The sequence below is a fragment of the Paenibacillus sp. J22P59 genome (genome assembly GCF_059383895.1).
Genome location: NZ_JBXENX010000015.1, coordinates 53,809 through 78,462 on the forward strand (window position 1 = coordinate 53,809; position 24,654 = coordinate 78,462).

A 24,654-nucleotide genomic window follows, 5' to 3' on the forward strand; every position below is an offset into this window, starting at 1 on the left:
GCCAGCTTTCTAGCCAAATGAAAGAGTGATAGGGGCTTCCCTATCACTCTAGGCTACAATATTAGATTAGACTCCAACGAGTTCATTATAAGCTGCTTCTGCTCTTACCCGTTTCAAGTCTTCATCTACCATCATATGAATCAGCTCTTTAAATCCGACTTCTAACTTCCAGCCCAGCTTTTCTTTCGCCTTTGAGCAGTCTCCAAGCAGCAAATCAACCTCTGCTGGACGTACAAATTCAGAGTCAATAATGACATAATCTTTATAATCCAAGCCGACATACGTGAAGGCTACTTCTAACAGCTCACTGACTGTATGCATCTCTCCAGTAGAAATAACATAATCCTCTGCTTCGTCCTGCTGAAGCATCAGCCACATCGCTTTAACATAATCGCCTGCAAAGCCCCAATCCCGCAGGGAATCCAAATTCCCCATTCGCAGTTCCTTTTGCAGCCCTAATTTAATACGAGCCGCTGCATCCGTTACCTTTCGCGTAACGAATTCTAATCCCCTTCTAGGCGATTCGTGATTGAACAATATGCCTGAGCATGCGAACATGTTGAAGCTTTCCCGATAATTGACCGTAATCCAGTGGCCGTATACTTTAGCTACCCCATATGGGCTCCTTGGATAGAAAGGAGTTGTTTCCTTCTGAGGCGTTTCTACAACCTTACCGAACATTTCACTGCTGGAGGCTTGATAAAACTTCGCTTGCGGCTTGATAAGCCGAACGGCCTCGAGCATATTCGTAACTGCCAATGCCGTCATTTGCCCGGTTGCCATCGGCTGCGGCCAGGATGCAGCGACGAAGGACTGCGCCGCCAAATTATACACCTCATCGGGATCAGCTATTTTGACCGCTTCGATTAGCGAGCCAAGATCCGTCAAATCGCCAGAAATCCACTCAATTTGGTTCTTAATACGTGCTACATTCTCATAATTCGCTGTACTTGTCCTTCTTCTGAGCCCATACACCTTATATCCCTGCTCCAGCAGAAACTCTGCCAGATAAGATCCATCCTGTCCCGTTACGCCTGTTATCAAAGCTCTCTTCATTATCGTTACCTCCGGAATCCACCCTATTATTGTCTTACTAATTGCTCTTTCTGATAAGCGTCATAGACAGAGCGCAAGCCGTCTTCCAGTTGAATGACCGCTTTCCAGCCTAATCCATTTATTTTAGTCACATCAACTAGCTTTCTTGGCGTACCGTCTGCCACAGAAGCATTAAACCTAATTGTTCCCTCATAGCCAACTGTTCTTTGAACAAGCTCTGCCAATTCCTTGATCGAGATGTCCTCTCCTACGCCGACATTGACAATTTCATCACCTTCGTAATGCTTCATAAGGAATACACAAGCGGCTGCCAAATCATCCGAATGAAGAAATTCTCTCCTTGGCGTGCCGGAACCCCAGACCTCTACACTCTCTGAACCGGCTTGCTTGGCTTCGTGGAATTTACGAATAAGTGCCGGAAGAACATGTGACGTATGCAAGTCAAAATTATCATTAGGCCCATACATATTGGTTGGCATGGCCGAGATAAACTTTGTTCCATATTGCCGATTATAAGATTGGCACATCGTAATACCGGCAATTTTAGCGATTGCATACGGCGCATTCGTTGGCTCAAGCTGTCCAGTAAGCAAATATTCCTCTTTTAATGGCTGCTCTGCAAATTTCGGGTAAATACAGGTAGAACCCAGAAATAGTAACTTTTCGACCTTAGCTTCATAGGCAGCATCAATGACATTCGTTTGAATCAATAGATTATCTCGGATGAAATCCGCTGGATAATCATTGTTAGCTGCGATTCCGCCTACTTTTGCGGCAGCCAAGAAAACATAATCTATCATCTCTTCCTGAAAAAACTGCTCCACCTGCTCTTTATCCCGCAGATCAAGCTCTGAGCTTGTTCGGAGAACCAGATTATTGAACCCTTCCCGCTGTAATTGTCTGACGATAGCGGAACCTACCAAGCCTCTATGCCCTGCAACATATATTTTGGAACTATGGTTCATACTCCTTTTCAACTCCTATCGAATTAGTAGGCGCCTTTTGCTCCGAACAGCATTTTTATCGTGAGCAGAATAATTTTGATATCAAATAGAAGACTTCGTTGTGCTATATATTCCAAGTCCAATTCCACCATTTCATGAAAGCTAAGATCATTTCTCCCGCTGACTTGCCATAGACCTGTACAGCCTGGCGTAACTCTCAAACGCAGCTTCTCATAGTTCGTATAATGATCGACTTCTCTAGGCAGCGGCGGACGAGGACCCACCAACGACATATCCCCGCGTATGACATTCCATAGCTGCGGCAGCTCATCAATACTCGTCCTGCGGATCAGTTTCCCTATTCTAGTAATTCTGGGGTCCTCTTTCATCTTGAACATGGCGCCTTCAATTTCATTTTGTTCCAGCAATCCTTCAAGCAGCTCTTCTGCATTCGATACCATGGAACGATATTTATACATTTTAAAGCTTCTTCCATTGCGCCCTACTCTCGTTTGGTAGAAGAACACAGATCCTCTCGGGTCCTCTACTTTGATAATTAAAGCAACAATAAGCAGTAAAGGAGAAAGCAGAACAACGCCAAACATCGCCCCTACTATGTCCACAGCGCGCTTAACCATCAAGTACAGCCGAAGTGCTTTTCTGCGTTCATAGCCAGCATATACCCCACCTTTGAGCATAGTCTCTGCTTCGTTTCTTCGTGAAATCGGGGACATCTTTATTCACCTCTTACTAAAGAATCTTATTAGAACGCTCACGTTCAAGAATATCTTCTAGTGCGATTAGCAAAGATGTGCGCAGCTCCTCATTACGAAGTGCAAAATCTACAGTGGTCGTTATAAAACCCAGCTTCTCCCCAACGTCATACCTTGTGCCTTGAAAATCATAAGCGTACACGCCCTCATTCTCATTCAACCGCTGTATTGCATCGGTTAATTGAATCTCCCCTCCTGCCCCTTCAGATTGATTCTCCAAATAGCCAAATATTTCTGGCGTAAGAATATATCTGCCCATGATAGCTAAATTCGATGGCGCCTCTCCCTTTGGAGGCTTCTCCACAAATTGCCTTACTTTATACAAGCGATCATATTTCTCCAAGACATCTACGATTCCATAGCGATGCGTCTGGCTTGCCGGTACACTTTGCACGCCAATTACTGATCGGCCAGTTAGCTCGAATTGCTGCGCTAATTGCTTCACACACGGAATATCCGCTTGCACAATATCATCCCCGAGCAATACCGCGAACGGTTCATTGCCAATGAAATTGCGAGCACACCATACGGCATGCCCCAAGCCTCTCGCTTCTTTTTGTCTAATGTAATGAATATCAACGTTAGAGGAACGTCTCACCTCATCCAGAAGATCGAATTTGCCTTTGCTCAGCAGATTATTTTCTAATTCAAACGCATGGTCAAAATGATCCTCAATGGCCCTTTTTCCTTTGCCCGTAACGATAATAATGTCTTCAATACCCGACTCGATCGCTTCTTCCACTATGTATTGAATGGTGGGTTTATCTACGATCGGAAGCATTTCCTTGGGCATTGCCTTTGTTGCTGGCAAGAAACGGGTACCTAGACCAGCGGCTGGAATGATTGCTTTTTTTACCTTTGTCAATATGATCACCCTATCCTTATTATTTTTATCTAGGTGGCTCTTGCTATTAAAAATGCTGGTTATATTTTTTTCATTCCAAAAAACATAACCAGCATTTTTAAAAAAAGGGGCATTTAACCCCGCCTCACGCCATACCCTCGACAATAATGTCTAAGGTCGATCGACCCACAGTATGACCGAGTGTCTACAGTGATAGTGGTACAGTAGACATTACCAACAGATGATTTATGAGTTTGTTCCGCTTAGAGCTTAATCGTCTCTCTTCGGTCCGTCTTATTAAAAACACATCCGATAACACGCGCATTCACATGCTCCAAATTAGCTTTCATTTTTAACACATCATCCTTCTTTACCTTGCCAGCTATTACAACAGGAATAACCCCATCACAAAACGTACTAATGACCAGACTGTCGCTCACAGCTAAGGCAGGAGGCGTGTCAATCAGAATCATGTCATACTTGAAACGCAGCTCTCTAATAAGGGATTTCATTCGATCTGAAGCAAGAAGCTCCGATGGATTCAATACAACTGGACCGGCTGCCAGTAGATGCAAATGCTCCACCATCGTTTTTTGAATACTGGCATCAACGTCGCCTTCATCGAGCAGAATTTTACTTAAGCCTGCATGATTCGACAGCGAGAATACTTTGTGCAAGAAAGGCCGTCTAAGATCTGCATCGATTAGCAATACTTTTTTTCCTTCTTGGGCATAGGTAACAGCAAGATTGCTGACTGTCGTTGTTTTTCCTTCATTAGGCCTGGTAGATACGACCATAATGACCTGCAGCCGTTCTTCTAATGATGAGAATTGAATATTCGTACGAAGTGATCGATAGACTTCCGAAATCGGAGATTGCGGATTCGAGAGAGCAATCAGATTGTGATCATTGATTGAGCGTCGCATATTTATTTTCACCCGCTTCTCGTGTATGTGGAGTATTCCCTTTCCTTGAAGAACGCCTGTCTTCCTTGCCTATCTTGGTTACTACCGCTAACACGGGAACACCCAGAATAAGATCGAGCTCTTCTTCTGATTTAATCGTATCGTCGAGATAATCAAGTAGAAATACGAGTCCAATAGACAACATAAGAGAGACAATTAGACTAATGGCTATCATTAATACGGGATTCATATTGATAGGAGCAGCATTGCGGTCAGGATTCGCTTTATCCAATATCGTTACATTATCAATGCTCATAATTTGTGGAATTTGTTCCTTGAATACTGCTGATACTGCATTCACTACATCAGCAGCTCTTTTGTACGAGGTATCTTCGTAGGTGAGGTTCATTACTTGAGAGTCCTTCGCTGATGTAACCGAAATCGTATTGGACATTCGCTCTGGGGTTAGGTCCAGCTCTGGATATCGTTCGGCTACCTTACTCATAATCGCAGTAGATTTAATAATTTCTTTGTAGGAATTAATGAATATGAGGCTCGATTGCATTAAGCTGGGGCTTGCCATCTGCATGCCTGCTTGTTCTGCGGATTGGTTAACGATTAATTTGGCCTGAGCGACATAGACTGGAGTTGTATAGAAGTAACTTTTTACGGCAGCTGCCAGACAGGCAATAACAACAATCGTTAGAACAAGCCATAGCTTTTTTTTGACTATTTTTAAATACTGCTTAAGCTCCACTGTAATACCTCCTGTAATACATGCATGATTGTCGATACTTATTTGCAGATTTTCAACTTCCTAGATGTAGTTGGACAAGTGCAATTATTGATACAATATGTATTCCTTTTGTCTAACTTTACGATACAAAACGTAACATGTCAATAGTCTTTTCATTCATTTTCATAAAATTGCTACATAACGTTGCAAAACTACCCGATATGAAGACAACGTAAAGAACCACGCCAAACAGTAGAATAACTGCTTAGCGTGGTTCTCAAATCTTCTCTATTAAGTTAGCTTTCTATTGGAAATACAATTGGCTTTCGCGTTCCGCACTTTCAACTGAATCAGCGCCATGGATGATATTGCTGTCTAGAATAAGAGCGAAGTCGCCACGAATCGTTCCAGGTGCAGCATCAGCAGGATTGGTCTGGCCAATCAATGATCTAGCGTTCTTCACTGCATTTGGTGCTTCCCAAACCATTGCAAAAGAAGGGCCAGAGGTAATGAAATCGACAAGTCCTCCGAAAAACGGCTTATCCTTGTGCTCAACATAATGGCGTCCTGCCAGCTCTTTGTCCAGCTGAATCAATTTGGCTTTGATCAATTTGAAGCCCTTGCTCTCAAATCTTGAAATCACATTGCCAATTAATCCACGTTCCACGCCATCGGGCTTTATCATAACAAAAGTACGTTCCATATTAATTACCTCTTTCATATCTGTTATTTACGCAATAGTTGTTTGTTCGGTAAGTAATGAAGGGATTTGATGAAGCGAATCGTTCGTGTTTTTGCACGCATGACCATCGAATGTGTCTCCGCGCGCTGGTCAGGCAAATATCGAACGCCGCCAAGAAATTCACCCGGAGTTACGCCGGTGGCTGCGAATATAACATCATCGGTACCAACCATGTCATCCACATACAGAATTTTCCCAGGATCAGTTAAGCCCATAGATACACAGCGGTCATACTGTTCGTCACTCTCCGGCATTAATCGTCCTTGAATTTCACCGCCCAGGCATTTCAATGCTGCTGCAGCAAGAACCCCTTCCGGAGCCCCGCCGGAGCCTACATACAGATCAATGCCTGCCTCTGGAAAAGAAGGCGCCATCGCTCCAGCCACATCGCCGTCTGACAAAAACTTAATGCGCACACCTGCTTCTCTTAACTCTGCAATAATTGACGCATGCCGCTCCCTATCCAGAATCATAACGGTCAAATCAGATATAGGCTTATCAAGCGCTAGAGCAGCCTTCTCTAAAGTCGTACGAATCGGGTCCTTCAGGGAAAGCTTGCCTGCCAGAGCGGGCCCAACTGCCAGCTTCTCCATATACATATCAGGAGCGTGCAGCAATTGGCCTTTGCCTGCTACAGCAAGTACGGCTATTGCATTATTCAATCCTTTGGCGACGATTTCCGTTCCCTCAAGCGGATCAACGGCAACATCCACCTCAGGTCCGCTCATGCTGCCTACTTGCTCACCGATATAGAGCATTGGAGCCTCATCCATCTCACCTTCGCCAATCACGACAGTGCCACGAATGGATACCGTATCGAACATGCTGCGCATCGCTTCAGTAGCTGCACCATCTGCACTGTTCTTATCGCCACGTCCCATCCAAGGGGAAGCCGCTAATGCGGCAAGCTCTGTTACACGTATAAGCTCCAAAGACAGTTCACGTTCCAACATAGGTCAGACCCCTTACTCTCTATATTTCCCAATTTGGATATGTCCATACCACCAAACGAGGATTATGCGTTAAGCCACTCCATAATGATTCCCGCTGTCTCCTCGATTGCTCGATTCGTAACGTCTATTACAGGGCAGTTGAAATCCTTCATTACATTAGAGGCATAATCCAGCTCCTCCATAATACGCTCCAAAGAAGCATATTGAGCCGACCCTGGAAGTCCCAATACTTTTAATCGTTCAGCACGAATATCCAGCAGCTGCTCAGGCTGCATCGTTAGGCCGACAATCAGCTTGCCAGGCGCAGGATATAGCTCGGCAGGCGGTCTAACTTCAGGCATAAGCGGCAAATTGGCTGTCTTGATGCCCTTGTGAGACAGGAACACGCTTAGCGGCGTTTTGGAGGTCCGGGAGACGCCGATTAGAACGACCTGAGCTTGTACGAATCCTCTCGCGTCTTTGCCATCATCATATTTAACCGCGAATTCAATCGCATCCATTCTGCGGTAATATTCATCATCAATAGAATGTAAAAGGCCTGGCTTGCGACTAGGAGAACTATCGAATGTATCTACATACGCTTGCATCATCGGGCCCATTACATCAACAGCTCTTACACCGAGGCGAAATGCCTCTTCCTTCATTAACTCACGAAGCTCAGGCTGCACCAGCGTGTAGCTGATAAAGCCACCTGTACGGGAGGCTTCCGCTACCACTTGAATGACCTCATCTTCTGTCTTCATATGTCCCAATCTTTTAATTTTGACATGCTCAGATGTGAATTGACGCAAGGTTGCCTTGGCAACCGCTTCTGCCGTTTCCCCAACTGCATCGGAGCATACATAAATAATCTTCATCGTGTCACTCATAATTCCCCTACTCCCCCAGTTCCGCAGCCGTTGCGATATCCGACATCAGTCGAACAATATTCGATTTCGATACCCATCCGGTTACCTCGGATTCAAGGCTTTTCCCCTCACTCGGTGTAATAACCGGCAAGCAATCTACCTGATGAAGCATCATCTTGCGAATGGCATCCGAGACCGATTCTTCAGGATGAAGCGAGACAATATTGGGAGAGCGCGTCATGACGAGACTAATCGGAATAGCAGCTGTGCCTGGATTGCCAAGTGTAATTTTAAGCAGATCCTTCGGTGTAACCAATCCTACAAATTTCTTCTGCTCATTAATAATAAGCAGGGTGTCCGCATTTTCTGTAAACAGCATAATAACCGCATCATGAACCGATAACGTCTCAGGGACATTCACCGGCACACCTTGTATTTCCTTAACCTTTATATTATCGAAGCGCTGTCTTGCTCCCGAATTTTCGGCGCTATGGTAAGCGCTTCCAAGAAAATAGCCAACCTTCGGTTTCGCATCGAGTAGACCAAGCATGACAAGCAACGAAAGATCTGAACGCAGCGTCGGACGACTTACGCCAAGATTTTCGGCTAACTGTTCTCCGGTTATAGGGGCTTGCTTCTTAACGAGATCTAGAAGCTCAAGCTGCCTGTTGGATAGCTGAATAATCATTCCCTCCGATTCAATACAGCGCATATATTCGTTATATAAGTGGTTTATTTCTGAAAATAATATAGCATATATATATTTAATACACAACATATACAGATGTGACAATAAAAAGGCAGCCTACCCCTATGGAGTAAGCTGCCTGCTTTATAATTCTATGCTTGTTGCCCTATTCAGTCATTTCTAAGAACAACCGAATGTCCTCCGTCGTCAATGCCACCGCATCACGCCAAAACTCAGCTTCATCAAGCTTTACGCCAAGATGCTTGAGCGCCAGCTCTTCCACCGTCATTCGTCCTGTATCACGAAGCAGCTGTACGTAGCGGTCCGCGAATGCCGGTCCTTCTTGCTGTGCCCGCGCATAAATGCCCGCACTGAACAAATAGCCGAACGTATACGGGAAGTTGTAGAACGGTACATCTGTTAAATAAAAATGGAGCTTGGAAGCCCAGAATAACGGATGCGCAGTACCTAGCGTACCACTAAACGCTTCTCTTTGTGCGCCTTCCATTAAGCTGTTCAGTTGTTCTACCGTAACCATCCCTTGTCTGCGCTGTTCATAAAAACGAGTTTCGAATAGAAATCTCGCATGGATGTTCATGAAAAACGCAACGGAGTTCTGAATTTTATTTTCTAATAAATTCAGCTTTTCCTCAGGGTCAGCAGCTGCCTTCATTGCGGAATCCGATACGATCAGCTCTGCGAATGTCGAAGCAGTCTCTGCTACATTCATCGCATATTCTTGGGATAGGGCAGGGAGATCATTCATAACATGCTGATGATAAGCATGGCCCAGCTCATGCGCCAAGGTGGATACATTGTCCGCTGTACCGGAGTAAGTCATGAAAATTCGCGTCTGGCCCGTCTTCGGGAAGGCTGTACAGAATCCTCCGGGGCGTTTCCCTGGACGATCCTCAGCTTCAATCCAGCCTTCACGGAAGGCCTGCTCAGAGAATTCAGCCAGATCTGGGCTGAATTTACGGAACTGCTCTATAATAAAGGCCGCTCCCTCATCGAAGCTGATCGTCTGCGTTGATGAAGCGATTGGTGCACCAACGTCATGCCAATCCAGCTTCTCCAGCCCGAGCAGCTTGGCTTTGCGCTCCATATATTGAATGAGCGCAGGCTTGCCTTCCTCAATGGCAGACCACATCGCATTCAAGGTCGCCTCGCTCATTCGATTCATCTGGAGCGGCTCCTTAAGCGGTGATTGCCAGCCCCGCTTGTCATATAGCTTTAACCGAAAGCCGGCAATGCGGTTTAGCGTATCTGCGCATAGATCAGCAAGCTCTCCCCATTCTCTTTCCCATTCTACAAAAGCAGCCTCCCGTACGGAACGGTCGCTATCTGACAGGCGATTATGCATTTGGCCTGCCGACAGTGTCTTGCTCTTCCCATCTTCGCCGCTTATGACAAACTTTGCTTTGGACACAATGAGATTATACAGATCGGCCCAGCCATGATAACCATCCACGGACAAATCGCCGACTAATGCTTCTAATTCAGGAGCAAGCTTTTCTTTCGCGAGCTCACGGCGCTCAGACAAGCTAAAAGCAACGTTCGCTGCCGTCCCCTGTGAAGTCCACTTCTTCCAATCTTTGTCCCCTATTTGGCGGAGCTCATTATCATAACGGGTAAGTGAGCCAATAAACTTAGCTGCTACTGTCTTTACCCGGTCATTTAACCCGTTAGCTGCAGTATCTCTCATATCCTGCGCCATTAAACAGCCTACGAAGGATTCCGATTCTCTAAGGCGCAGAAGAATGGACTGCACAAGATCAGTCTTTTCATCAAGTGCTTGCAGCAGATCTTCTCCAGTCGTCGACAGCAGACGATCCAGCTCCGCCACGTCGCTCTCCATCCCCTTCAGCTCTTGTGCAAATGAGGCCGAGCTAGAACCTCCTTCATAGAAGGTCTCCAGATCCCATTGCAGGGGATAATGTTGTCCATTGGTCATTTCTACCGTCTCCTCTCCATTTGCTTGAACAGCTTGATGTAATCGCTGGCATTCAAGTAACATCTCATGCTCGTACGAAAAACACCGCCGTACAGATCCGCGTTTTTATTTGCGCAATCTCTATCAGCGGTGTATAACTTAATTATATCCAGATTGGAGGAATTACACCATATGTCCAGACCATTACAAATATCACCCGATACAGCTATCAAACTCTCTAAGCAGCTTGGAGTACCTATTGAGCATTTGATGCATATGCCTCGCCATATTTTATTGCAAAAACTAGCCGAGCTTGCAAAAGCAGAGGCTGAAGCAGCGGACAAGCCTGTCTCTGGAGACACTTCCTCATGATTCCTTTCGAGAATACCTGGCCTTACGATAAAATCATGAATGATGTATATGTCCCAAGCTGTCCCTTCTGTAATGCGGATAATGTACTCATACCGCTGCGCATTAAGGAAATTAATGAAATCCAGCATGGAAAAAAGAAGCTTCTTGTTTTCCCATGCTGTCACAGTAAAGTAACAATTATTGATATGGACCCTGATTATATGTTAGCAGATGAGCAGCTTCGCAAATTTTCCCGTTAAGCCGTCGTCTCAACAGGGCTACGATCCTCTTGCGTCAATTCACCGCCGGGATTCCCCTTCGTTCCGGTGGTCATTTCCTCACGAATCAGCTGCCACTGCTCGCGGCTTGCACGAATCATAGCCGCATCCATAATACGCTTGTCATTCACGATACGCGAGAACCACTTCACAGCCTCATTCAATTGTCCAGTTCGCCGATTCAGCTCGCCGATTATATACATAAGCTTCGCATTGTTCAGCTCTGAGCCTTCTCCTTCATAGACCTTTATATAGGCTTGCAAGGCGAATCTCAGGAATCGCTGCTCGTCTGCCTTCGCTTGCTCATAGCGGTATAACCAAGCAATATGATGCAATATACCCGCGATTACACGTTGCTTCTCTCCAATGGCTTGTGCTGTGAGAAGGGCCAGCTTATACGTCGCCATCGCCTCAGCAGCATTCCGCTCACCGCCGTAATCTCTACTAATCCAGCGACCGCCGATTTCATCTAAGTACGCTTTCCTCTGACGATCATTCAAACGTTCTATTCCATTCTCCGTTGATGCGAACCCACAGCTAGGACATATCCGTGCCACATAGTAATCAGGATTCACATTATTTTTATAATATCCGCAAAAATCAGTATCCGTCGTCATCGCTTTCTTGAAGCTAGGACGAACGCGCGATGTCATAAAGCTGCTCTCACAGCAAATACATTGTATTTTAGTCTGATAAAGTGGGTCCATAGCGTCACATCTCCTATTCTCCTATAGTCCAACCACAAAGAATGGAGGTCTATACTCCTATTTATCGTCAAAAGGAGCCTCTATTTGTAGGTATTTAGAATTATTTCTATTGAAATTATAGAAAAAAAAGACCCGCATTGTCGACCAATGCGGGATTGTTATTCTGTAGACATGCTATTTAACTTTCGTAATCCTCTTCTCCTGGTGCAGTCAGAGATTCTCGAATGACATAAACAAAAGCACAGACGAGTATGCCAGCGATATAGCTCATTCATATCACTCCCAGCCTTCAAAGGTACTATTATTGTACCATAAAAAATTGCCACGTCCAGAAGTTTTGCAAGCGTTTTCTTAAAAAATTTAAAAGCATATTTTTTACTTCTTGTGATGGATGCTTGCCCGCCTTCATATAATGAATCAAGGGCTGTACAAGCATCATTTCTCAGTCTATATACCTAGGCTTTCGAAGTAGTTTTGCTTCGCAAAACTTAAGGCCCATGCTTTCGAAGTAGTTTTGCTTCGCAAAACTTGAAGGAGGTTCCCCCACATGCTTCGAGCGCTGGCTCATCCCGCCTCTATATCCGGCATTGGCGCGCTGCTAATTGTCCTTCTCATGGCTATATTCCCAGCAGAGACTTTAGTCTCCTCCTTGCGAGGCTTATCTATATGGTGGCAAGTGCTCTTCCCTGCCTTATTTCCCTTTTTCGTCATATCAGAGCTGCTGCTCGGCTTTGGCATCGTTCATTTTTTCGGCAAGCTGCTTGATCCGCTTATGCGGCCTTTATTCCGCCTTCCGGGAATAGGAAGCTTCGTCGTAGCCATGGGCTATGTGTCCGGGTATCCAGTAGGCGCAAGATTAACAGCCCAATTATGGGAGCAAAAACTCGTCAATCGAGCAGAAGGAGAACGGCTCGTTGCCTTCACAACAACCTCTGATCCCGTCTTCCTAATCGGCGCTGTCTCCGTAGGCTTCTTTCATAACGTTGCACTAGCGCCAGTACTTGCCGCAGCTCATTATGGAGGCGCATTGATTATTGGCCTGCTTATGCGTTTCCATGATAAGAATGCTCCCGCTTCAGAAGAAAGTATACAAGCACGTCAAATTCAACTTACCCGCTCTAGAATGAAAGACGCAATCAAAGCTATGCACGAGGCTCGCCTACTGGATGGCAGAAGCTTGGGCAAGCTGCTTCAGGATTCCATACAATCGGCACTGCGGCTAATGATTGTCGTTGGCGGTCTCGTCGTTTTTTTCTCTGTCATTATGGAAATGCTTACGCAAGCAGGTCTTGTTGAGGCGCTTTCTGAGGCACTCAGGCTGCTATTCGGTATGATTGGATTACCGCCAAAGCTTGCGGATGCTGCGATATTCGGCTTATTCGAAGTTACGCTCGGAGCAAGAGAAGCAGGCAATGCAAGCAGCCAATTAATACATCAGGTTGCGATCGCTGCATGGATTCTTTCTTGGGGAGGGCTGTCCGTTCATGCGCAGGTCGTTAGCCTGTTAAGCAGGACCGATCTTCGGTACCGACCACTACTGCTAGCTAGGCTTGGGCATGGATTTATTTCCCTCGCTTTAGTTTATCTGCTATGGAATGTATTATCCCCTTAACATTTCGTAGCAACTCATTGAATTTATGTCCGCATTCCGATATCATCTAGGTAACAAGCTGACTTTACGTCCTTCTTTCATGGACGATAACGTTCAATCGGAAGGGGTTTACATTCTTGAAATATGCGGTAATTGACCGAGGCGATACGCTTTCACAATCTTTAGCAGAACAATTCCATCAATTAGCCAAAGAACGCGGGTTTATTCGTAACGATGAGATGCCGGAGATCGTCGTATCCATTGGTGGCGATGGTACTTTGCTTCAAGCCTTCCATAGATATTTCGAACAGGTGGCGGATGTTTCTTTTGTCGGTATTCATACAGGCCATCTTGGTTTTTATGCCGATTGGCAGGCGAATGAGCTCCATGAGCTTGTAACGATGATGGCTGAGCAGACGCCTCAGATTGTGCGTTATCCGCTTGCTGAGATTCAAGTAGAGACGCCTGAGCATTGCTTCAAATATTTGGCCCTGAATGAGTTCACGCTCAAGGGTGTGGACGCCACGCTTGTCGTTCAAATTAACGTGAATGACGAGCTCTTCGAGATGTTCCGAGGAGATGGTATTGTAATCTCTACTCCTTCAGGCAGCACGGCTTATAATAAAAGCGTCGGCGGAGCCATTGTGCATCCTTATATTGAATCGCTGCAAATTGCAGAGATCGCATCCATTAATAACCGGGTATACAGAACATTAGGCTCTTCCCTAATGCTCCCTGCTCACCACCATTGTGACATTATATCGAAGAAAGAGCAGCGCCTCTTGCTTACCATTGACCACCTCAGCATTCAACGCAGTGATATTCACTCTATTCGCTGCTCGGTAGGGACCAGCAAGGTAAGCTTTGCACGTTACCGTCCGTTTCCCTTCTGGAAACGTGTCAGGGACGCCTTTATTGATATCTAGCCTTTCCATCGGGGAAGACGGCGGTTCCTTGAGAAGCGCCGTCTTTGGTGATCCTGCTGTTGTCCATACGTGCGTAATAAAAAATGCCGCTTTACGAAAAATATCCTCGTAAAGCGGCTTATTGTTGTCATAATGGCTGCTTCGGTTCTTTAACGACCTTGTCCTTCACGCTTGCCGCTTGAGCACCCTCTGCCGTTACGGCTACATCCTTATTAGAGGATGGACGGATAGGCTTTTTGTTGCGTTCTCCAGTATTAGGCCGGTAGCTCCGACGATTCGCCGATTCATGCCGAGAATTTCTTTGCTTTTGCTGTGGAGCCTGTGATGGCTGCTCCTCGCTTCGAGGCGTTTTGAAGGTGCTTTCCCTTGATGCAGCAGCAGCTCCAGCGAGCACTGCATCTGCCAAAGAGTCCATCCCTAGGTCAAGCTCTTCCTCGGTTGAGACGGAATCGTTTCCTTTGGACAGCACGTCCACCTCTACAGCTTCCTCATCATCCGATTTCTTAACCGTCCCGGTCTTCTCCAGAACGAAGTATGCACATCCAAAATTGCAATATTCATTCACGTAATCTGATATGCCCGAATAGGCGCTATCTTTAGAAGCCTTCATATGATTATCCCGAAAAAATCCTTTGAGGCGCAGCTGGCTGTAGCCCCAATCTCCAATAATATAATCATAACGCTCTAGAACCTCGCTGTACCGATCTCGAAACGCCTCTACATTCCAGCCATTTCGATTCTCGTGCAAAAGCTCATATATTTTGCCTCCGATTTGAATCAACGCTGTTTCCCCACCTCTCGATGCATCAAATACAAGCTATGCGTTGCTTAGCTCGCGTACTTGTGCAGCTTCTGCTGAATCTGTCTGCTCGTGAGCATGATAGGAACTACGGACGAGCGGTCCAGATTCCACATGGCGGAATCCGCGCTTCAAGCCCTCTTCCTTCAGCTTCGCGAATTCATCTGGGTGCACATATCGTTCAATAGCCAAATGGTTCGGTGATGGCTGCAAGTATTGACCAAGCGTCAATATGTTGCAATCCACGGCACGAAGATCATCCATCGCCTGCAAAATTTCCTCAAAAGTCTCTCCAAGTCCGAGCATAATGCTAGACTTCGTAGGAATCTTAGGATTCATTTCTTTTGCTTGGCGGAGCAGCTCAAGGGAACGAGCATATTTCGCACGCGCGCGCACGCGATCCGACAACCGTTCTACAGTCTCAATATTATGATTCAGAATGTCCGGCTTCGCATCCATTACCACTTGCAGGGCATCCCTATTTCCCAGAAAATCAGGAATCAATACCTCTACACGGCATAGCGGCATACGCTCACGGATAGCACGTACGGATCCCGCGAATATGGAAGCTCCTCCATCGGCCAGATCATCCCTTGCTACCGATGTGACTACACAATGGCGCAAGCCCATTTGCTCAGCAGCTTCCGCTACCCGCTCCGGCTCTTGCAGATCCAGCTCAGTTGGCAAGCCTGTCTTGACCGCGCAGAAGCGGCAAGCACGCGTACAAATATCGCCCAGAATCATAAAGGTTGCCGTACGGTTAGCCCAGCACTCATAAATATTCGGGCAACGGGCTTCTTCACATACACTATGCAGCGTCTTCGAACGCATCATATCTTTGATTTCCGCATAATTTCCGTCTGTTGTAAGTTTTATTCTAAGCCAGTCTGGCTTTTGCAACTTTTCTTTTTTCTGCTTCATCCGGCACTCCCTGCCTTCACTTCAATTATGATGAGAAAATCTCTACCGCTTATTATAGCACATTACGGATAAAAACCAATCAGTTGTAGAACATAACGATTATGCTTGAAGCTTTCGAAAGGGTGGAACTGATGTGGAACCGATTGAAACCGAATATTCCAATAATCGCGGCAATTGCTGTCGCTTCCTTGCTCAGTGGCAGTCTCCCTGCTCCAGCAGTATCTGCTTCTAAACCGCAAGAGCAAGCCATGCCCTCATCTGCTCAATCAGACAAGGACAAGAAGGATATTCTAAGTGAAAGACAGCTGTTATATGAGCAGTTAAGTGCTCAGACAGGAATCTCCTGGTATCAAATTGCTGCCATTGACCAATATGAGAGGACACTCTCCAATGCCCGACCAAAAGCAAGGCCCCAGCTTGGCAGCGTTGTCGGAATCTTTGTCGATGAAGAGCGCTGGGCAGGTGCCCTTAATCCAGATCAGACCGATCACATTCCTGTATCCATTCAATGGTTCGATGGAATCGGCCGTGATGGTGACGGCAATGGAATCGCAGACCGATCTAATGATTATGATCTGTTGTTCTCTGTTGTTCATCGGATGCTGCTGCATGGAGGCACGACAGAGGATGATTTTGCAATTGGATTATGGGATTACTATCGTAACAGCAGAGCTGTACAACGTATCCAGCAATTCTCCAAAATCTATGAAGCGTTCGGCAAGCTGGATTTATTCGAGCATGCTTTTCCTGTGCCTGTCGGCACTAACTATGCTTATAAAAGCACATGGGGGAATGCCCGCGGCTGGGGAGGCAGAAGAACGCATGAAGGCACCGATATATTCGCTAATCATGGGCTGCCCGTACGAAGCACCACCTATGGAGTCATTGAGGTGAAGGGCTGGAACCCTTATGGCGGATGGCGGATAGGCATTCGTGATTTGAATAACTATTACCATTATTACGCACATCTCTCGGGCTTTGATAAAACGATGGAAAAAGGCAGCCTGGTTAAGCCCGGCCAAATCATTGGGTGGGTAGGCAGCTCCGGCTACGGTAAGCCGGGCACACAGGGCAAATTCCCGCCCCATCTTCATTACGGCATTTACCGTGACCGTGGCTTAATGGAGTGGTCCTTCGATCCCTACCCTATGCTTAGAAGCTGGGAACAAGAGGAACGCCGCCGATTAAAAGCCAAATCCTAATGAAAAGAGCAGCTCCCTAACCAGCAGGGACTGCTCTTTTTTTTCTACTCAGCTAGATTCTCTGACCCCTCATCCTTACTGCTCGCTTCAGGTAAAGGATTATCCGAGGATTCTAGATGCTCCTCAATCATGCTTCCATCCGAAGGGACAGACACGCCATTATCCGCCTTCAACGGAAGAGCGATATTAGGCGCATTGGGAGCAGAGTCTCCGACAGGATTGCCTTTGTTATCATAATAATACATAGGCACGTCACCGACGACTAGCAAATAGGAGATCGGAATTTCAGTCTCAACAATTTGCGGCTCCGTCTCAAAAGGAATAATGATCGCAACCTCAGTCACGATTCTAATATACACCTCAATCAAAATCATATTGATGCCTGCATTTTTCTGTCTCGTATTCAGATCTACCTTCACTGCGCCTACCGGCTCGAACTTCACAGGAATTCGCGGCCCATAAGAGGAAATAATGGCGCTCCCAATCGCATTCCCAATCGGAATATGCTCTGGAATTTCCTTCAAATCCATAAGTGTAGATTCTACGATATCAATCGTATGGGCACGTATTTTCGTATGCTCTGAATAATTAAGCATGAAGCCTGATATTTTTCCATTGCTGTTCATCTTCCAATCAATCAGCTTCTCAAAGTCGGAATTGCTTGCCACTTCTTCGGTCGTTGCCTTGTTGATGGCTTGCGTCGCCACCTGCTTAATCCGAATTTGGGCAACCTTCATTAAGGGCGGCCTAAGCTGCTCCTCGATATAAATAAAGGTTTGGATTCCACCGAATAATAGAACCAACAGCGTAACAATAATCCATAGCTTGCGCCTTTTTTTCGGAGAAGCCGGCTTCGCGCCCCAGCCTCCCGATGAGCCGGGCTTGCTTCCGCTTGCTCTTAGAGGTTTTTTGCGAGGCTGCCATTTGCCGCCCCACGCCTGTGAACTCGGTCCTGCAATTGACTTGTTCCCCCAAGGCTTCGGTCTGCTCGTACTAGAACGGCCCGCCTGGCTTCCCCAGCTCAGCTTCTTTACCCGTTTGAACGGGCGGCTAGGCTTTAGCCCCAGACCCAAGGAACGAAGCGACCAGCCTCTTCTGCCCCATTTGGCCATCTCACGTCGCCTCCTTACGCTAACGTTTGTCCTTTACATCCTTATGCACAAGCAGGACAAAAAAGAAGAACCGAAAGCATCATTGCCAGAATCGCTTAACTCCGTAATCGCCTTGCCCTTGCTCATCAGTTCACGTACACTATTGACGAGTGAAGCTAAAGAGCAGGAATGACCAAAGGAGCTGAAGGCTGATGTTCTCCCTCAAAGAAAAGCTCTATTTGCTGGAGCTGCTAAACAAGCAAAAAAGAAAATCCTTATTCCGTCTGAGCAAGACGCCTCCCGAGCATGCCTCATTAGTGGAAAAACTTGAGCAAATGGTTCGGAATGAGCAAGTCAACCGCAAGCATCTCTAAAAAATTTCGCCGTCGATATCTCCGATTGCTGGGGGAATGAAGACCGCTTATGGTATAATCACTACCACATAACGAATATCAAGAGCTGGGGGATCAAATGTTAACTTTTAAAGAAAAACTAGAAATCATCGAATCATTTACTGAGCTGCAGCGCAATGACGTATCGCTTGGACGGGTGAATTTTCAATATGAGGATAGCCTGTATGACCGCAAAAATATCGTCTATCACCTGCACCCGAACGGCAATGGCTTCGTCTATGCCGCTCTTCTGAACGATTACAGCAAGGATGAGAAGGGGCTTGTGAACATACGTGATTTCAGTGAAGAGCAGCTGCGCAGCTTGCTTAACTCTGCAATTGCCTCTCTCTCTGTCAGAGAAGAGCCGCAAGCGGCGGCATCTTCACGTAAAAGAAAGAAGAAAAAAGAAGAGAACTGGAGCAATGCCGATAACGAGACGCTGCTGGTTAAGCTGGAGGACGACATGTGGTATGTTTATTCCGGCCTCAGCCTAGAGATGGCCTTCGAGACGTATGACGAGGTAACGTTGTATATGGACGAGGAAGGATTCTCTCGCTCCTAGCCTCTATTACAAATGGGTGTCCCACAAGGAGCTCTGCATACTTGACGAGACAGCTCACTTTATCGGAACACCAACGAAAAAATATGGCGGCGCTAGGGAGCTATCCCTGCACCGCCATTTTCGGTTTCTTCTTTCATCCGCATAAAGCAGCATCAGAACCAGCCTTCCTGAAGCTATTGGCTCCATGAAGGAATATAGAGTCACTCAGAAATCAAAAAGAACCATTGATTCCATTTAACTTATGGATTCAATGGTTCTTGTCAATTTGGGACTCTCCATACCGTTGTGGGATAGCCCTAATCTCTATTTCCTTATTCGGTTGGCAATCCCCGCTTCGGCAGCAGCCGTACATAGTCATCAGATAGATTCATCAGCTTGAGCACATATTCATAATCACTGCGATAAGGCTCAATATCCTCTACCTTCTCTTTTGTATCCAGCCTGATCGCTGTGCCATCCTCAAACCCTTTGCCCGGCACGAACAGCACTTCATTATTAAAGAAAGATCCTGTCGGCAAATAATAACGCATTCCGAATACATTCTTGTCTATATTGAGCAGATCCTGCCCGAATGTTACTGTTCCTGTCTGCTCAGGCAGCATCCCCAGAAGATTGGCGAGGGTTGGCATCATATCGAGCTGTCCGCCCGGCTGATCCACTACAGTACCTTTTGCTTGGCCTGGGACTCGTACAATGAAAGGAATATTGAATCGGCTGATTTGCTCGTTGTAGTCTATGCCCAATTGCTCACTGACCATAGCCGCATCTGCTTTTTCATTCTGAAGGCCGGAATGGTCACCGTAGACAGCGAGCACCGTATCCTCCCACAGGCCGTTTGCCTTCAATTGGTCGATCAACGTGCCAAGCGCATAATCGGCATAATGCATCGCGGTCAAATAATCACCCAGATGCGTTCCTTCCAGCTGCTCCGGGAGCTGCAATTGTATATGTTCTGCTGGCACTTTGAATGGAAAATGCCCAGAGACACTAACAAATTGCGCGTAAAATGGCTTATTCTGCTCCTTGAGGGCCAACAGCTTGTCTACTCCCACTCGATAGAGCTCCTCATCAGATGGTCCGAATTCATTAAAGTGATCATTATTGTAATAAGGCTTGTCGTAATACTTATCGAAGCCAAGCGCAGGATAAAGCCTGTTCCGATCCCAGAAGGATACATCATTCACATGGAAGGTGCTTGATGTATAGCCCTTCTCTTGAAGCATACGAGGCAAGCTTGGCAGCTCACGATCCCCGAAGTTCGTAGACATCGCCATATTCCCTACAGGATAGATTGAGGTGTTGGAGATGAATTCCGCATCCGAGGTGTTGCCTTGCCCGATCTGCTGATAAACATGGGGAAAATAATAGCTCTCCTCCGTAAGCTTATTCAGTATCGGCGTAACCTCTATGCCTCCAACCTTCAGATGCACGGGAAAGTTCTGAAACGCCTCCAGCTGCACAACAATCACATTTTTCCCTTTTGCTGAGCCGAATCCCTTCGAAGCAGAAGAACCAGTCGAAGCAGTATGGTAAGGATACGAGGCTTGCAGCTCCTTAATAGCTGCTGTCGTCTCTTCTAGACTGCCCGTATTAGCCGCTATCGTATCGCTTCCTGCTTGCCAAGCGGCTGCTACCTGATAATTAAGGAATCCAATGCTCTTCGCTTGCTCCAATTCATTGGCCATACCGCCCGATACATAGACCGATCGGCCTGATAAGGCCAGACAGATACAGGCACAGCCAATGAGCAGGCCCGCTCTTCCAATCCGCTTGCGTCCCTTCACACGAACGCCTCTTGCCCAGCGGATAACATATATGATTGCTAGAATAGCTACATCAACGAAATAAATATAATAGATGCCTTTAATCAAGGAATCGATGCTGGACTGAATCTGCCCTACCTGATCGATTGCCTTCAAGGCAGTAAAGGTTGGTACCGAGCCATAATAAGCAAAGTATATGGTGGAAGCAAATAATAATAGAGAGAAGATGGCATTCAGTACCCAATAAGCAATCCCCCTCCATCTGCTAGGAGATATCAGCTCAATTACGCAGAGCAAGCCTAGCAAGGCAGCGGCATCAGCGAGCACGCCCAAAAGCTCCAGCTCGCCAAAAAGCAAAAATCGGAATACACCGGATTTCACCCACAGCAGCAAAAAAAACAACAACAGGGGAGAACGTTTGTAATCACTATCTTTTAACCAATACATCCAATCACTCCTATTTCAAAAAAAAAAAGAAGCCATCACGGGATGATGGCTCTTCCAATCTATCAAACCAGTATTCTATTTATACTAAACTATTTTTACAGGATTAGAAAGAGGATATCATTCTATGCTTTGGCCATTGTTTCCTTACTCGCGCGCTTAGCATTCTGACGGTAGAAGTAGAGGAACGTTAATGCCAGGAACAACAAGCCATAGCTGGAAAGATAAATAATCTGCTCTTTTAACAGCCCATAATCGCCTGTCGCAATAATCGCCTTGAAGCCCGTAATGCTATGAGTCATAGGCAGCCATGGACTTACCTTCTGCATCCACTCCGGCAGCAGCTCCAGCGGGAATGTTCCTGCGCTTGAAGTCAGCTGGAAGATCATTAATACGATAGCAGCGAAGCGTCCCGGATTATCCAACCAAGTGACAAGCGCCTGCACAATAAAGGTAAATGCCAAGCTTGAGATCATAGTAAAGAGGAAGAAGAGCGGAATGCTCTGTACTTCTAGCTTCAATACATAGAGCAGAACGATATCTGCCAGTAAAGATTGCACCACACTAACCAAACCGAATGTCAAGGTCCGGCTGGCGAACCGTCCCATCGGGGAAGCACCCGGCACGTTGGATTCTCTTACAGAGAATACCGTTGTGAATACAAGAGCTCCCATGAATAGAGCAAGCGATAAGAAATAAGGAGCGATGCCCAGTCCATAATGATCAAGCTTATGGCTCTTGTTCTCCTGCATCTTCACTGGGTCTGCGAACATGCTTACGACATCATCGCCTGTTTTCACATCTGATGTTTTGCTTGCCGCATCATTCAACTTGTCAGCAAGCTCTCCTGACCCATCAACCAGCTTCACGGAGCCAGTCTGCAGCTCGCCTGCTCCATCATCCAGCTTCACAGAACCGTCCGCCAGATCATTGACCCCGCCTGACAGCTTATTCAGGCCGCCTTTCAGCTCAGATGCACCTGCTTGAAGAGCCTTTGCTCCATCCGCAAGCTTCTTGCCTCCTGTTACAGCATCATTGAGCTTATTGCCGAATTGGTCCATCCCTTGAACAAGCTGCTTCTGTCCTCCGCTTAATTGCGCAGCACCTTCATGCAGCTTCTGCTGTCCTTTATCGAGCTTATTACTGCCAGCAAGCAGCTTTTCTTGACCTTCCTGCAGCTGTGCATTGCCTGCTGCAACCTGCTTGCTTGCCGCAAGCAGCTGCTTCAACTGCTCATTCTCCTGAAGCTCAGGAGTTGCTGCCATTAATTGCTCCAGCCCTTTGGCAACTTGATTGGAACCGTCTGCCAACTGCTTGCTTGCTGCTACAGACGAAGTCAGACCCTGATTTAACTGGGAGCTGCCTTCCATCGACTCTTTCAAGCCTTGTTCTAGCTGAACAGCTCCAGCTTGGGATTTGACCGCCCCTTCGTTCAATTGCTTTTGTGCCTCAGCCAACTGACTCAAGCCGCCAGCAAGATTAGAGCTTCCATCGCTTAACGTCCCCGCCCCTTTGTGCAGGCTGTCAGCACCATTATGAAGCAGCTTTAATCCACTGCGAAGCTCTGTCGTTCCGCTTGCAAGCTTGCTCATATTCGTCTTCAGCGTCGTTAAGCCTTCCTCCAGCTTGCCCGCGCCATCCTTCAGCTCGGTAGCACCGTCTCCGGCTTCCTGGAGACCTTCAGCAATCGTGTCGACCTGCTCAAGCATGCTGCGTGTATAAGCTTCGGTAATTTCCGTATTGAGCTTAGACTTCAGCTCTTTCATCGCCGTATTGCCTATTTGCCCAGCTACGAAGTTATAATGGCTGTTCGGCTCATACATAATTTCTGCTTGTACGGGCTTATCTTCCATAAGCGTAGTCGCATTTTGCGAGAAATTCGGCGGAATCGTGATTGTCATATAATATTTATTGTTGTCCATTCCATCTTTGGCCTGCTCTTCATCAACAAATACCCATTTGAAGTCATCATTGGTCTTCAATTCGTCAACGAAGTCCTTGCCGACGTCCATCTTTTCCCCTTCATACTCGGCTCCCTGGTCCATATTCACTACAGCGACCGGCAGCTTATTCGTATTGCCATAAGGGTCCCATGAGCCTTCTACCAGAAAACCGCTATACAGCATAGGCAGAGCAGCCACACCGAGAAAAGTGAGAAGAAGCATCGGTTTGGTTACGAGAATTTTCATATCTTTCAGAAATACATGTATTGCCTTCATCCTCACACACCCTTTATTATTGAATATTTGACTGGATTCGTTTTTCAGTCATTATTTAGTAAAAAATATAGCCTTTTCAGGCTAAAGAGTTAAGCTTGCTTAACAATGCCTTCCGTTATGACAAGACTGATGTTCGCTTTTATTTGTTCCTTATCAAGCGGTTCATTCATCTTGTTCCAATCTGTCGTTAGAGCCAAATACAATCGCAGGAGCATGAATGCCGCTATGCTGGAATCGCAAGGCTTCACTTCACCGCTGTCAATGGCTTGATCAATCTGCTGCTTTAGAAAGGCGAGCGCGTACTCTTCCATCCGGCGGATACCGTCCAAAGCCTGCAGCGTACCAATATCTCTAACCTCTTGTGCCAGCTTAATGAATAATTCATGGTCAGAACGGAATTCTAATATAGAATCCATCATATTGAACAGGTTGTGAATGAACGTATCGCCTTGCTTCATGCTGCTGTTCAGCACTTCCTTAAGCTCTAAGAACGATTTGTGCAAAATCTCATCGAATAGCTCATCCTTCGTCTTGAAAAACGTATAAATTGTCCCTTTTCCTACATTTGCAATTTTTGATACCAAGTCCATTGTCGTCGCTTTGTAGCCGAATTGAGCAAAGGACTGCGTTGCCGCCTTCAAGATTAATGATTTGCGGTCTATGGACATTCCATCAGCCTCCTTTACGATAAATGACTGAAAGTTAATATCGGTCAATTAGTCATTAAGTAATTTAACATATCTCTCAACAAAATTCAACTTTCTTTTTTACTTTTTTGAAACCACCTCTATAAAGAGTGCGTATACCTTTTTATAACTTCATAGTGCTTTACTCCAAAGGGGAGTAGCTGCTACAGTAAAGTCGTCATTACGAGAATAGTCATATTCTCCGGCTTTATTGGCAACTTTAACGTTGTTAGCGAGACCTTTGCCTCCAACTAAAGGCAAAGGTCTCTTTTTTGGGAGTAGCACTGGTTAAATTTACTT

General features: G+C 46.2%; 25 protein-coding genes. 7 read left to right on the forward strand and 18 right to left on the reverse strand.

The annotated features are described in order from the left end of the window. Positions 1-66 precede the first annotated feature (66 nt). The 11 genes from gmd to AC50YO_RS21790 form a co-directional block, all read right to left on the reverse strand. Complete coding sequence (gene gmd, locus AC50YO_RS21740) at positions 67-1,056, reverse strand: GDP-mannose 4,6-dehydratase (protein WP_494850278.1); 990 nt, start codon at positions 1,054-1,056, stop codon at positions 67-69. A gap of 26 nt (positions 1,057-1,082) precedes the next feature. Then, positions 1,083-2,021: a GDP-L-fucose synthase family protein gene (locus AC50YO_RS21745; protein WP_494850279.1), complete on the reverse strand. Its 939-nt coding sequence runs from the start codon at positions 2,019-2,021 to the stop codon at positions 1,083-1,085. A gap of 23 nt (positions 2,022-2,044) precedes the next feature. Then, positions 2,045-2,734: a sugar transferase gene (locus tag AC50YO_RS21750; protein ID WP_494850280.1), complete on the reverse strand. Its 690-nt coding sequence runs from the start codon at positions 2,732-2,734 to the stop codon at positions 2,045-2,047. Between the two features lie 16 nt (positions 2,735-2,750). After that, complete coding sequence (gene galU / locus AC50YO_RS21755) at positions 2,751-3,638, reverse strand: UTP--glucose-1-phosphate uridylyltransferase GalU (RefSeq protein WP_494850281.1); 888 nt, start codon at positions 3,636-3,638, stop codon at positions 2,751-2,753. A 242-nt stretch (positions 3,639-3,880) separates the two neighbouring features. Beyond that, positions 3,881-4,543 carry a CpsD/CapB family tyrosine-protein kinase gene (locus AC50YO_RS21760; protein ID WP_494850282.1) on the reverse strand — a complete coding sequence of 221 codons (663 nt, stop codon included), beginning with the start codon at positions 4,541-4,543 and terminating at the stop codon, positions 3,881-3,883. After that, positions 4,524-5,279 (reverse strand): YveK family protein, encoded by a 756-nt coding sequence (locus AC50YO_RS21765; RefSeq protein ID WP_494850283.1) that lies wholly within the window; start codon positions 5,277-5,279, stop codon positions 4,524-4,526. The genes AC50YO_RS21760 and AC50YO_RS21765 overlap by 20 nt, the downstream gene beginning before the upstream one ends. A gap of 283 nt (positions 5,280-5,562) precedes the next feature. Beyond that, a complete protein-coding gene (gene ndk / locus AC50YO_RS21770) occupies positions 5,563-5,961 on the reverse strand; it encodes a nucleoside-diphosphate kinase (RefSeq protein WP_494850284.1) in 399 nt (132 codons plus the stop codon). A 23-nt stretch (positions 5,962-5,984) separates the two neighbouring features. Further along, positions 5,985-6,950, reverse strand: a complete 966-nt coding sequence (glpX, locus tag AC50YO_RS21775; RefSeq protein WP_494850374.1) for a class II fructose-bisphosphatase — start codon at positions 6,948-6,950, stop codon at positions 5,985-5,987. Positions 6,951-7,015: 65 nt separating this feature from the next. After that, positions 7,016-7,822 (reverse strand): pyruvate, water dikinase regulatory protein, encoded by an 807-nt coding sequence (locus tag AC50YO_RS21780; protein WP_494850285.1) that lies wholly within the window; start codon positions 7,820-7,822, stop codon positions 7,016-7,018. A gap of 7 nt (positions 7,823-7,829) precedes the next feature. Continuing rightward, entirely contained in the window at positions 7,830-8,489 is a 660-nt protein-coding gene (locus AC50YO_RS21785; protein ID WP_494850286.1) for a CBS domain-containing protein, read from the reverse strand. Between the two features lie 166 nt (positions 8,490-8,655). Beyond that, positions 8,656-10,443, reverse strand: coding sequence for a M3 family oligoendopeptidase (locus tag AC50YO_RS21790; protein ID WP_494850287.1), 1,788 nt, complete (start codon positions 10,441-10,443; stop codon positions 8,656-8,658). A 171-nt stretch (positions 10,444-10,614) separates the two neighbouring features. On the opposite strand from AC50YO_RS21790, the gene AC50YO_RS21795 reads away from it, so the two are divergent. Together AC50YO_RS21795 and AC50YO_RS21800 are read left to right on the forward strand one after the other, a co-directional pair. Then, positions 10,615-10,794: a YycC family protein gene (locus AC50YO_RS21795; protein WP_494850288.1), complete on the forward strand. Its 180-nt coding sequence runs from the start codon at positions 10,615-10,617 to the stop codon at positions 10,792-10,794. Further along, a complete protein-coding gene (locus AC50YO_RS21800) occupies positions 10,791-11,033 on the forward strand; it encodes a hypothetical protein (RefSeq protein ID WP_494850289.1) in 243 nt (80 codons plus the stop codon). Before AC50YO_RS21795 ends, AC50YO_RS21800 begins: the two co-directional genes overlap by 4 nt. Here the strand turns inward: AC50YO_RS21800 and AC50YO_RS21805 are convergent. Next, positions 11,030-11,758 carry a DUF2225 domain-containing protein gene (locus tag AC50YO_RS21805; protein WP_494850290.1) on the reverse strand — a complete coding sequence of 243 codons (729 nt, stop codon included), beginning with the start codon at positions 11,756-11,758 and terminating at the stop codon, positions 11,030-11,032. The genes AC50YO_RS21800 and AC50YO_RS21805 overlap by 4 nt on opposite strands. 547 nt (positions 11,759-12,305) lie before the next feature. On the opposite strand from AC50YO_RS21805, the gene ylbJ reads away from it, so the two are divergent. Beyond that, positions 12,306-13,370: a sporulation integral membrane protein YlbJ gene (gene ylbJ, locus AC50YO_RS21810; protein WP_494850291.1), complete on the forward strand. Its 1,065-nt coding sequence runs from the start codon at positions 12,306-12,308 to the stop codon at positions 13,368-13,370. Between the two features lie 116 nt (positions 13,371-13,486). Beyond that, positions 13,487-14,275, forward strand: a complete 789-nt coding sequence (locus AC50YO_RS21815) for an NAD kinase (RefSeq protein WP_494850292.1) — start codon at positions 13,487-13,489, stop codon at positions 14,273-14,275. Between the two features lie 127 nt (positions 14,276-14,402). Here AC50YO_RS21815 and AC50YO_RS21820 read toward each other — a convergent pair whose 3' ends face one another. Both AC50YO_RS21820 and lipA read right to left on the reverse strand, forming a co-directional pair. Then, a complete protein-coding gene (locus AC50YO_RS21820) occupies positions 14,403-15,056 on the reverse strand; it encodes a YutD family protein (RefSeq protein WP_494850293.1) in 654 nt (217 codons plus the stop codon). A 36-nt stretch (positions 15,057-15,092) separates the two neighbouring features. Further along, the gene (gene lipA / locus AC50YO_RS21825; protein ID WP_494850294.1) at positions 15,093-15,995 is read right to left on the reverse strand and encodes a lipoyl synthase; all 903 of its coding nucleotides are present in this window, start codon (positions 15,993-15,995) and stop codon (positions 15,093-15,095) included. 131 nt (positions 15,996-16,126) lie between these two features. Here lipA and AC50YO_RS21830 point away from each other — a divergent pair, with 131 nt between their 5' ends. Then, positions 16,127-17,197 (forward strand): M23 family metallopeptidase, encoded by a 1,071-nt coding sequence (locus AC50YO_RS21830; protein ID WP_494850295.1) that lies wholly within the window; start codon positions 16,127-16,129, stop codon positions 17,195-17,197. Between the two features lie 44 nt (positions 17,198-17,241). Here AC50YO_RS21830 and yunB read toward each other — a convergent pair whose 3' ends face one another. Further along, entirely contained in the window at positions 17,242-18,309 is a 1,068-nt protein-coding gene (gene yunB / locus AC50YO_RS21835; RefSeq protein WP_494850297.1) for a sporulation protein YunB, read from the reverse strand. A 191-nt stretch (positions 18,310-18,500) separates the two neighbouring features. On the opposite strand from yunB, the gene AC50YO_RS21840 reads away from it, so the two are divergent. Beyond that, a complete protein-coding gene (locus tag AC50YO_RS21840) occupies positions 18,501-18,662 on the forward strand; it encodes a hypothetical protein (RefSeq protein WP_494850299.1) in 162 nt (53 codons plus the stop codon). Positions 18,663-18,759: 97 nt separating this feature from the next. After that, entirely contained in the window at positions 18,760-19,242 is a 483-nt protein-coding gene (locus AC50YO_RS21845) for a hypothetical protein (protein WP_494850300.1), read from the forward strand. A gap of 311 nt (positions 19,243-19,553) precedes the next feature. Here AC50YO_RS21845 and AC50YO_RS21850 read toward each other — a convergent pair whose 3' ends face one another. The 3 genes from AC50YO_RS21850 to AC50YO_RS21860 all read right to left on the reverse strand — a co-directional run bounded on the left by AC50YO_RS21850 (position 19,554) and on the right by AC50YO_RS21860 (position 24,336). Then, entirely contained in the window at positions 19,554-21,452 is a 1,899-nt protein-coding gene (locus AC50YO_RS21850; protein ID WP_494850301.1) for an LTA synthase family protein, read from the reverse strand. A 122-nt stretch (positions 21,453-21,574) separates the two neighbouring features. Next, positions 21,575-23,668: a YhgE/Pip domain-containing protein gene (locus AC50YO_RS21855; RefSeq protein ID WP_494850302.1), complete on the reverse strand. Its 2,094-nt coding sequence runs from the start codon at positions 23,666-23,668 to the stop codon at positions 21,575-21,577. 89 nt (positions 23,669-23,757) lie between these two features. Next, a complete protein-coding gene (locus AC50YO_RS21860; RefSeq protein WP_494850303.1) occupies positions 23,758-24,336 on the reverse strand; it encodes a TetR/AcrR family transcriptional regulator in 579 nt (192 codons plus the stop codon). Positions 24,337-24,654: the final 318 nt, after the last annotated feature.

Bases quoted from the DNA above. Each gene is read 5' to 3' on its own strand.
- gmd (WP_494850278.1), bottom strand. From the start codon at position 1,056: ATGAAGAGAGCTTTGATAACAGGCGTAACGGGACAGGATGGATCTTAT.
- AC50YO_RS21745 (WP_494850279.1), bottom strand. From the start codon at position 2,021: ATGAACCATAGTTCCAAAATATATGTTGCAGGGCATAGAGGCTTGGTA.
- AC50YO_RS21750 (WP_494850280.1), bottom strand. From the start codon at position 2,734: ATGTCCCCGATTTCACGAAGAAACGAAGCAGAGACTATGCTCAAAGGT.
- AC50YO_RS21760 (WP_494850282.1), bottom strand. From the start codon at position 4,543: ATGCGACGCTCAATCAATGATCACAATCTGATTGCTCTCTCGAATCCG.
- ndk (WP_494850284.1), bottom strand. From the start codon at position 5,961: ATGGAACGTACTTTTGTTATGATAAAGCCCGATGGCGTGGAACGTGGA.
- AC50YO_RS21780 (WP_494850285.1), bottom strand. From the start codon at position 7,822: ATGAGTGACACGATGAAGATTATTTATGTATGCTCCGATGCAGTTGGG.
- AC50YO_RS21785 (WP_494850286.1), bottom strand. From the start codon at position 8,489: ATGATTATTCAGCTATCCAACAGGCAGCTTGAGCTTCTAGATCTCGTT.
- AC50YO_RS21790 (WP_494850287.1), bottom strand. From the start codon at position 10,443: ATGACCAATGGACAACATTATCCCCTGCAATGGGATCTGGAGACCTTC.
- AC50YO_RS21795 (WP_494850288.1), top strand. From the start codon at position 10,615: ATGTCCAGACCATTACAAATATCACCCGATACAGCTATCAAACTCTCT.
- AC50YO_RS21800 (WP_494850289.1), top strand. From the start codon at position 10,791: ATGATTCCTTTCGAGAATACCTGGCCTTACGATAAAATCATGAATGAT.
- AC50YO_RS21805 (WP_494850290.1), bottom strand. From the start codon at position 11,758: ATGGACCCACTTTATCAGACTAAAATACAATGTATTTGCTGTGAGAGC.
- ylbJ (WP_494850291.1), top strand. From the start codon at position 12,306: ATGCTTCGAGCGCTGGCTCATCCCGCCTCTATATCCGGCATTGGCGCG.
- lipA (WP_494850294.1), bottom strand. From the start codon at position 15,995: ATGAAGCAGAAAAAAGAAAAGTTGCAAAAGCCAGACTGGCTTAGAATA.
- AC50YO_RS21830 (WP_494850295.1), top strand. From the start codon at position 16,127: ATGTGGAACCGATTGAAACCGAATATTCCAATAATCGCGGCAATTGCT.
- yunB (WP_494850297.1), bottom strand. From the start codon at position 18,309: ATGGCCAAATGGGGCAGAAGAGGCTGGTCGCTTCGTTCCTTGGGTCTG.
- AC50YO_RS21840 (WP_494850299.1), top strand. From the start codon at position 18,501: ATGTTCTCCCTCAAAGAAAAGCTCTATTTGCTGGAGCTGCTAAACAAG.
- AC50YO_RS21845 (WP_494850300.1), top strand. From the start codon at position 18,760: ATGTTAACTTTTAAAGAAAAACTAGAAATCATCGAATCATTTACTGAG.
- AC50YO_RS21850 (WP_494850301.1), bottom strand. From the start codon at position 21,452: ATGTATTGGTTAAAAGATAGTGATTACAAACGTTCTCCCCTGTTGTTG.
- AC50YO_RS21855 (WP_494850302.1), bottom strand. From the start codon at position 23,668: ATGAAGGCAATACATGTATTTCTGAAAGATATGAAAATTCTCGTAACC.
- AC50YO_RS21860 (WP_494850303.1), bottom strand. From the start codon at position 24,336: ATGTCCATAGACCGCAAATCATTAATCTTGAAGGCGGCAACGCAGTCC.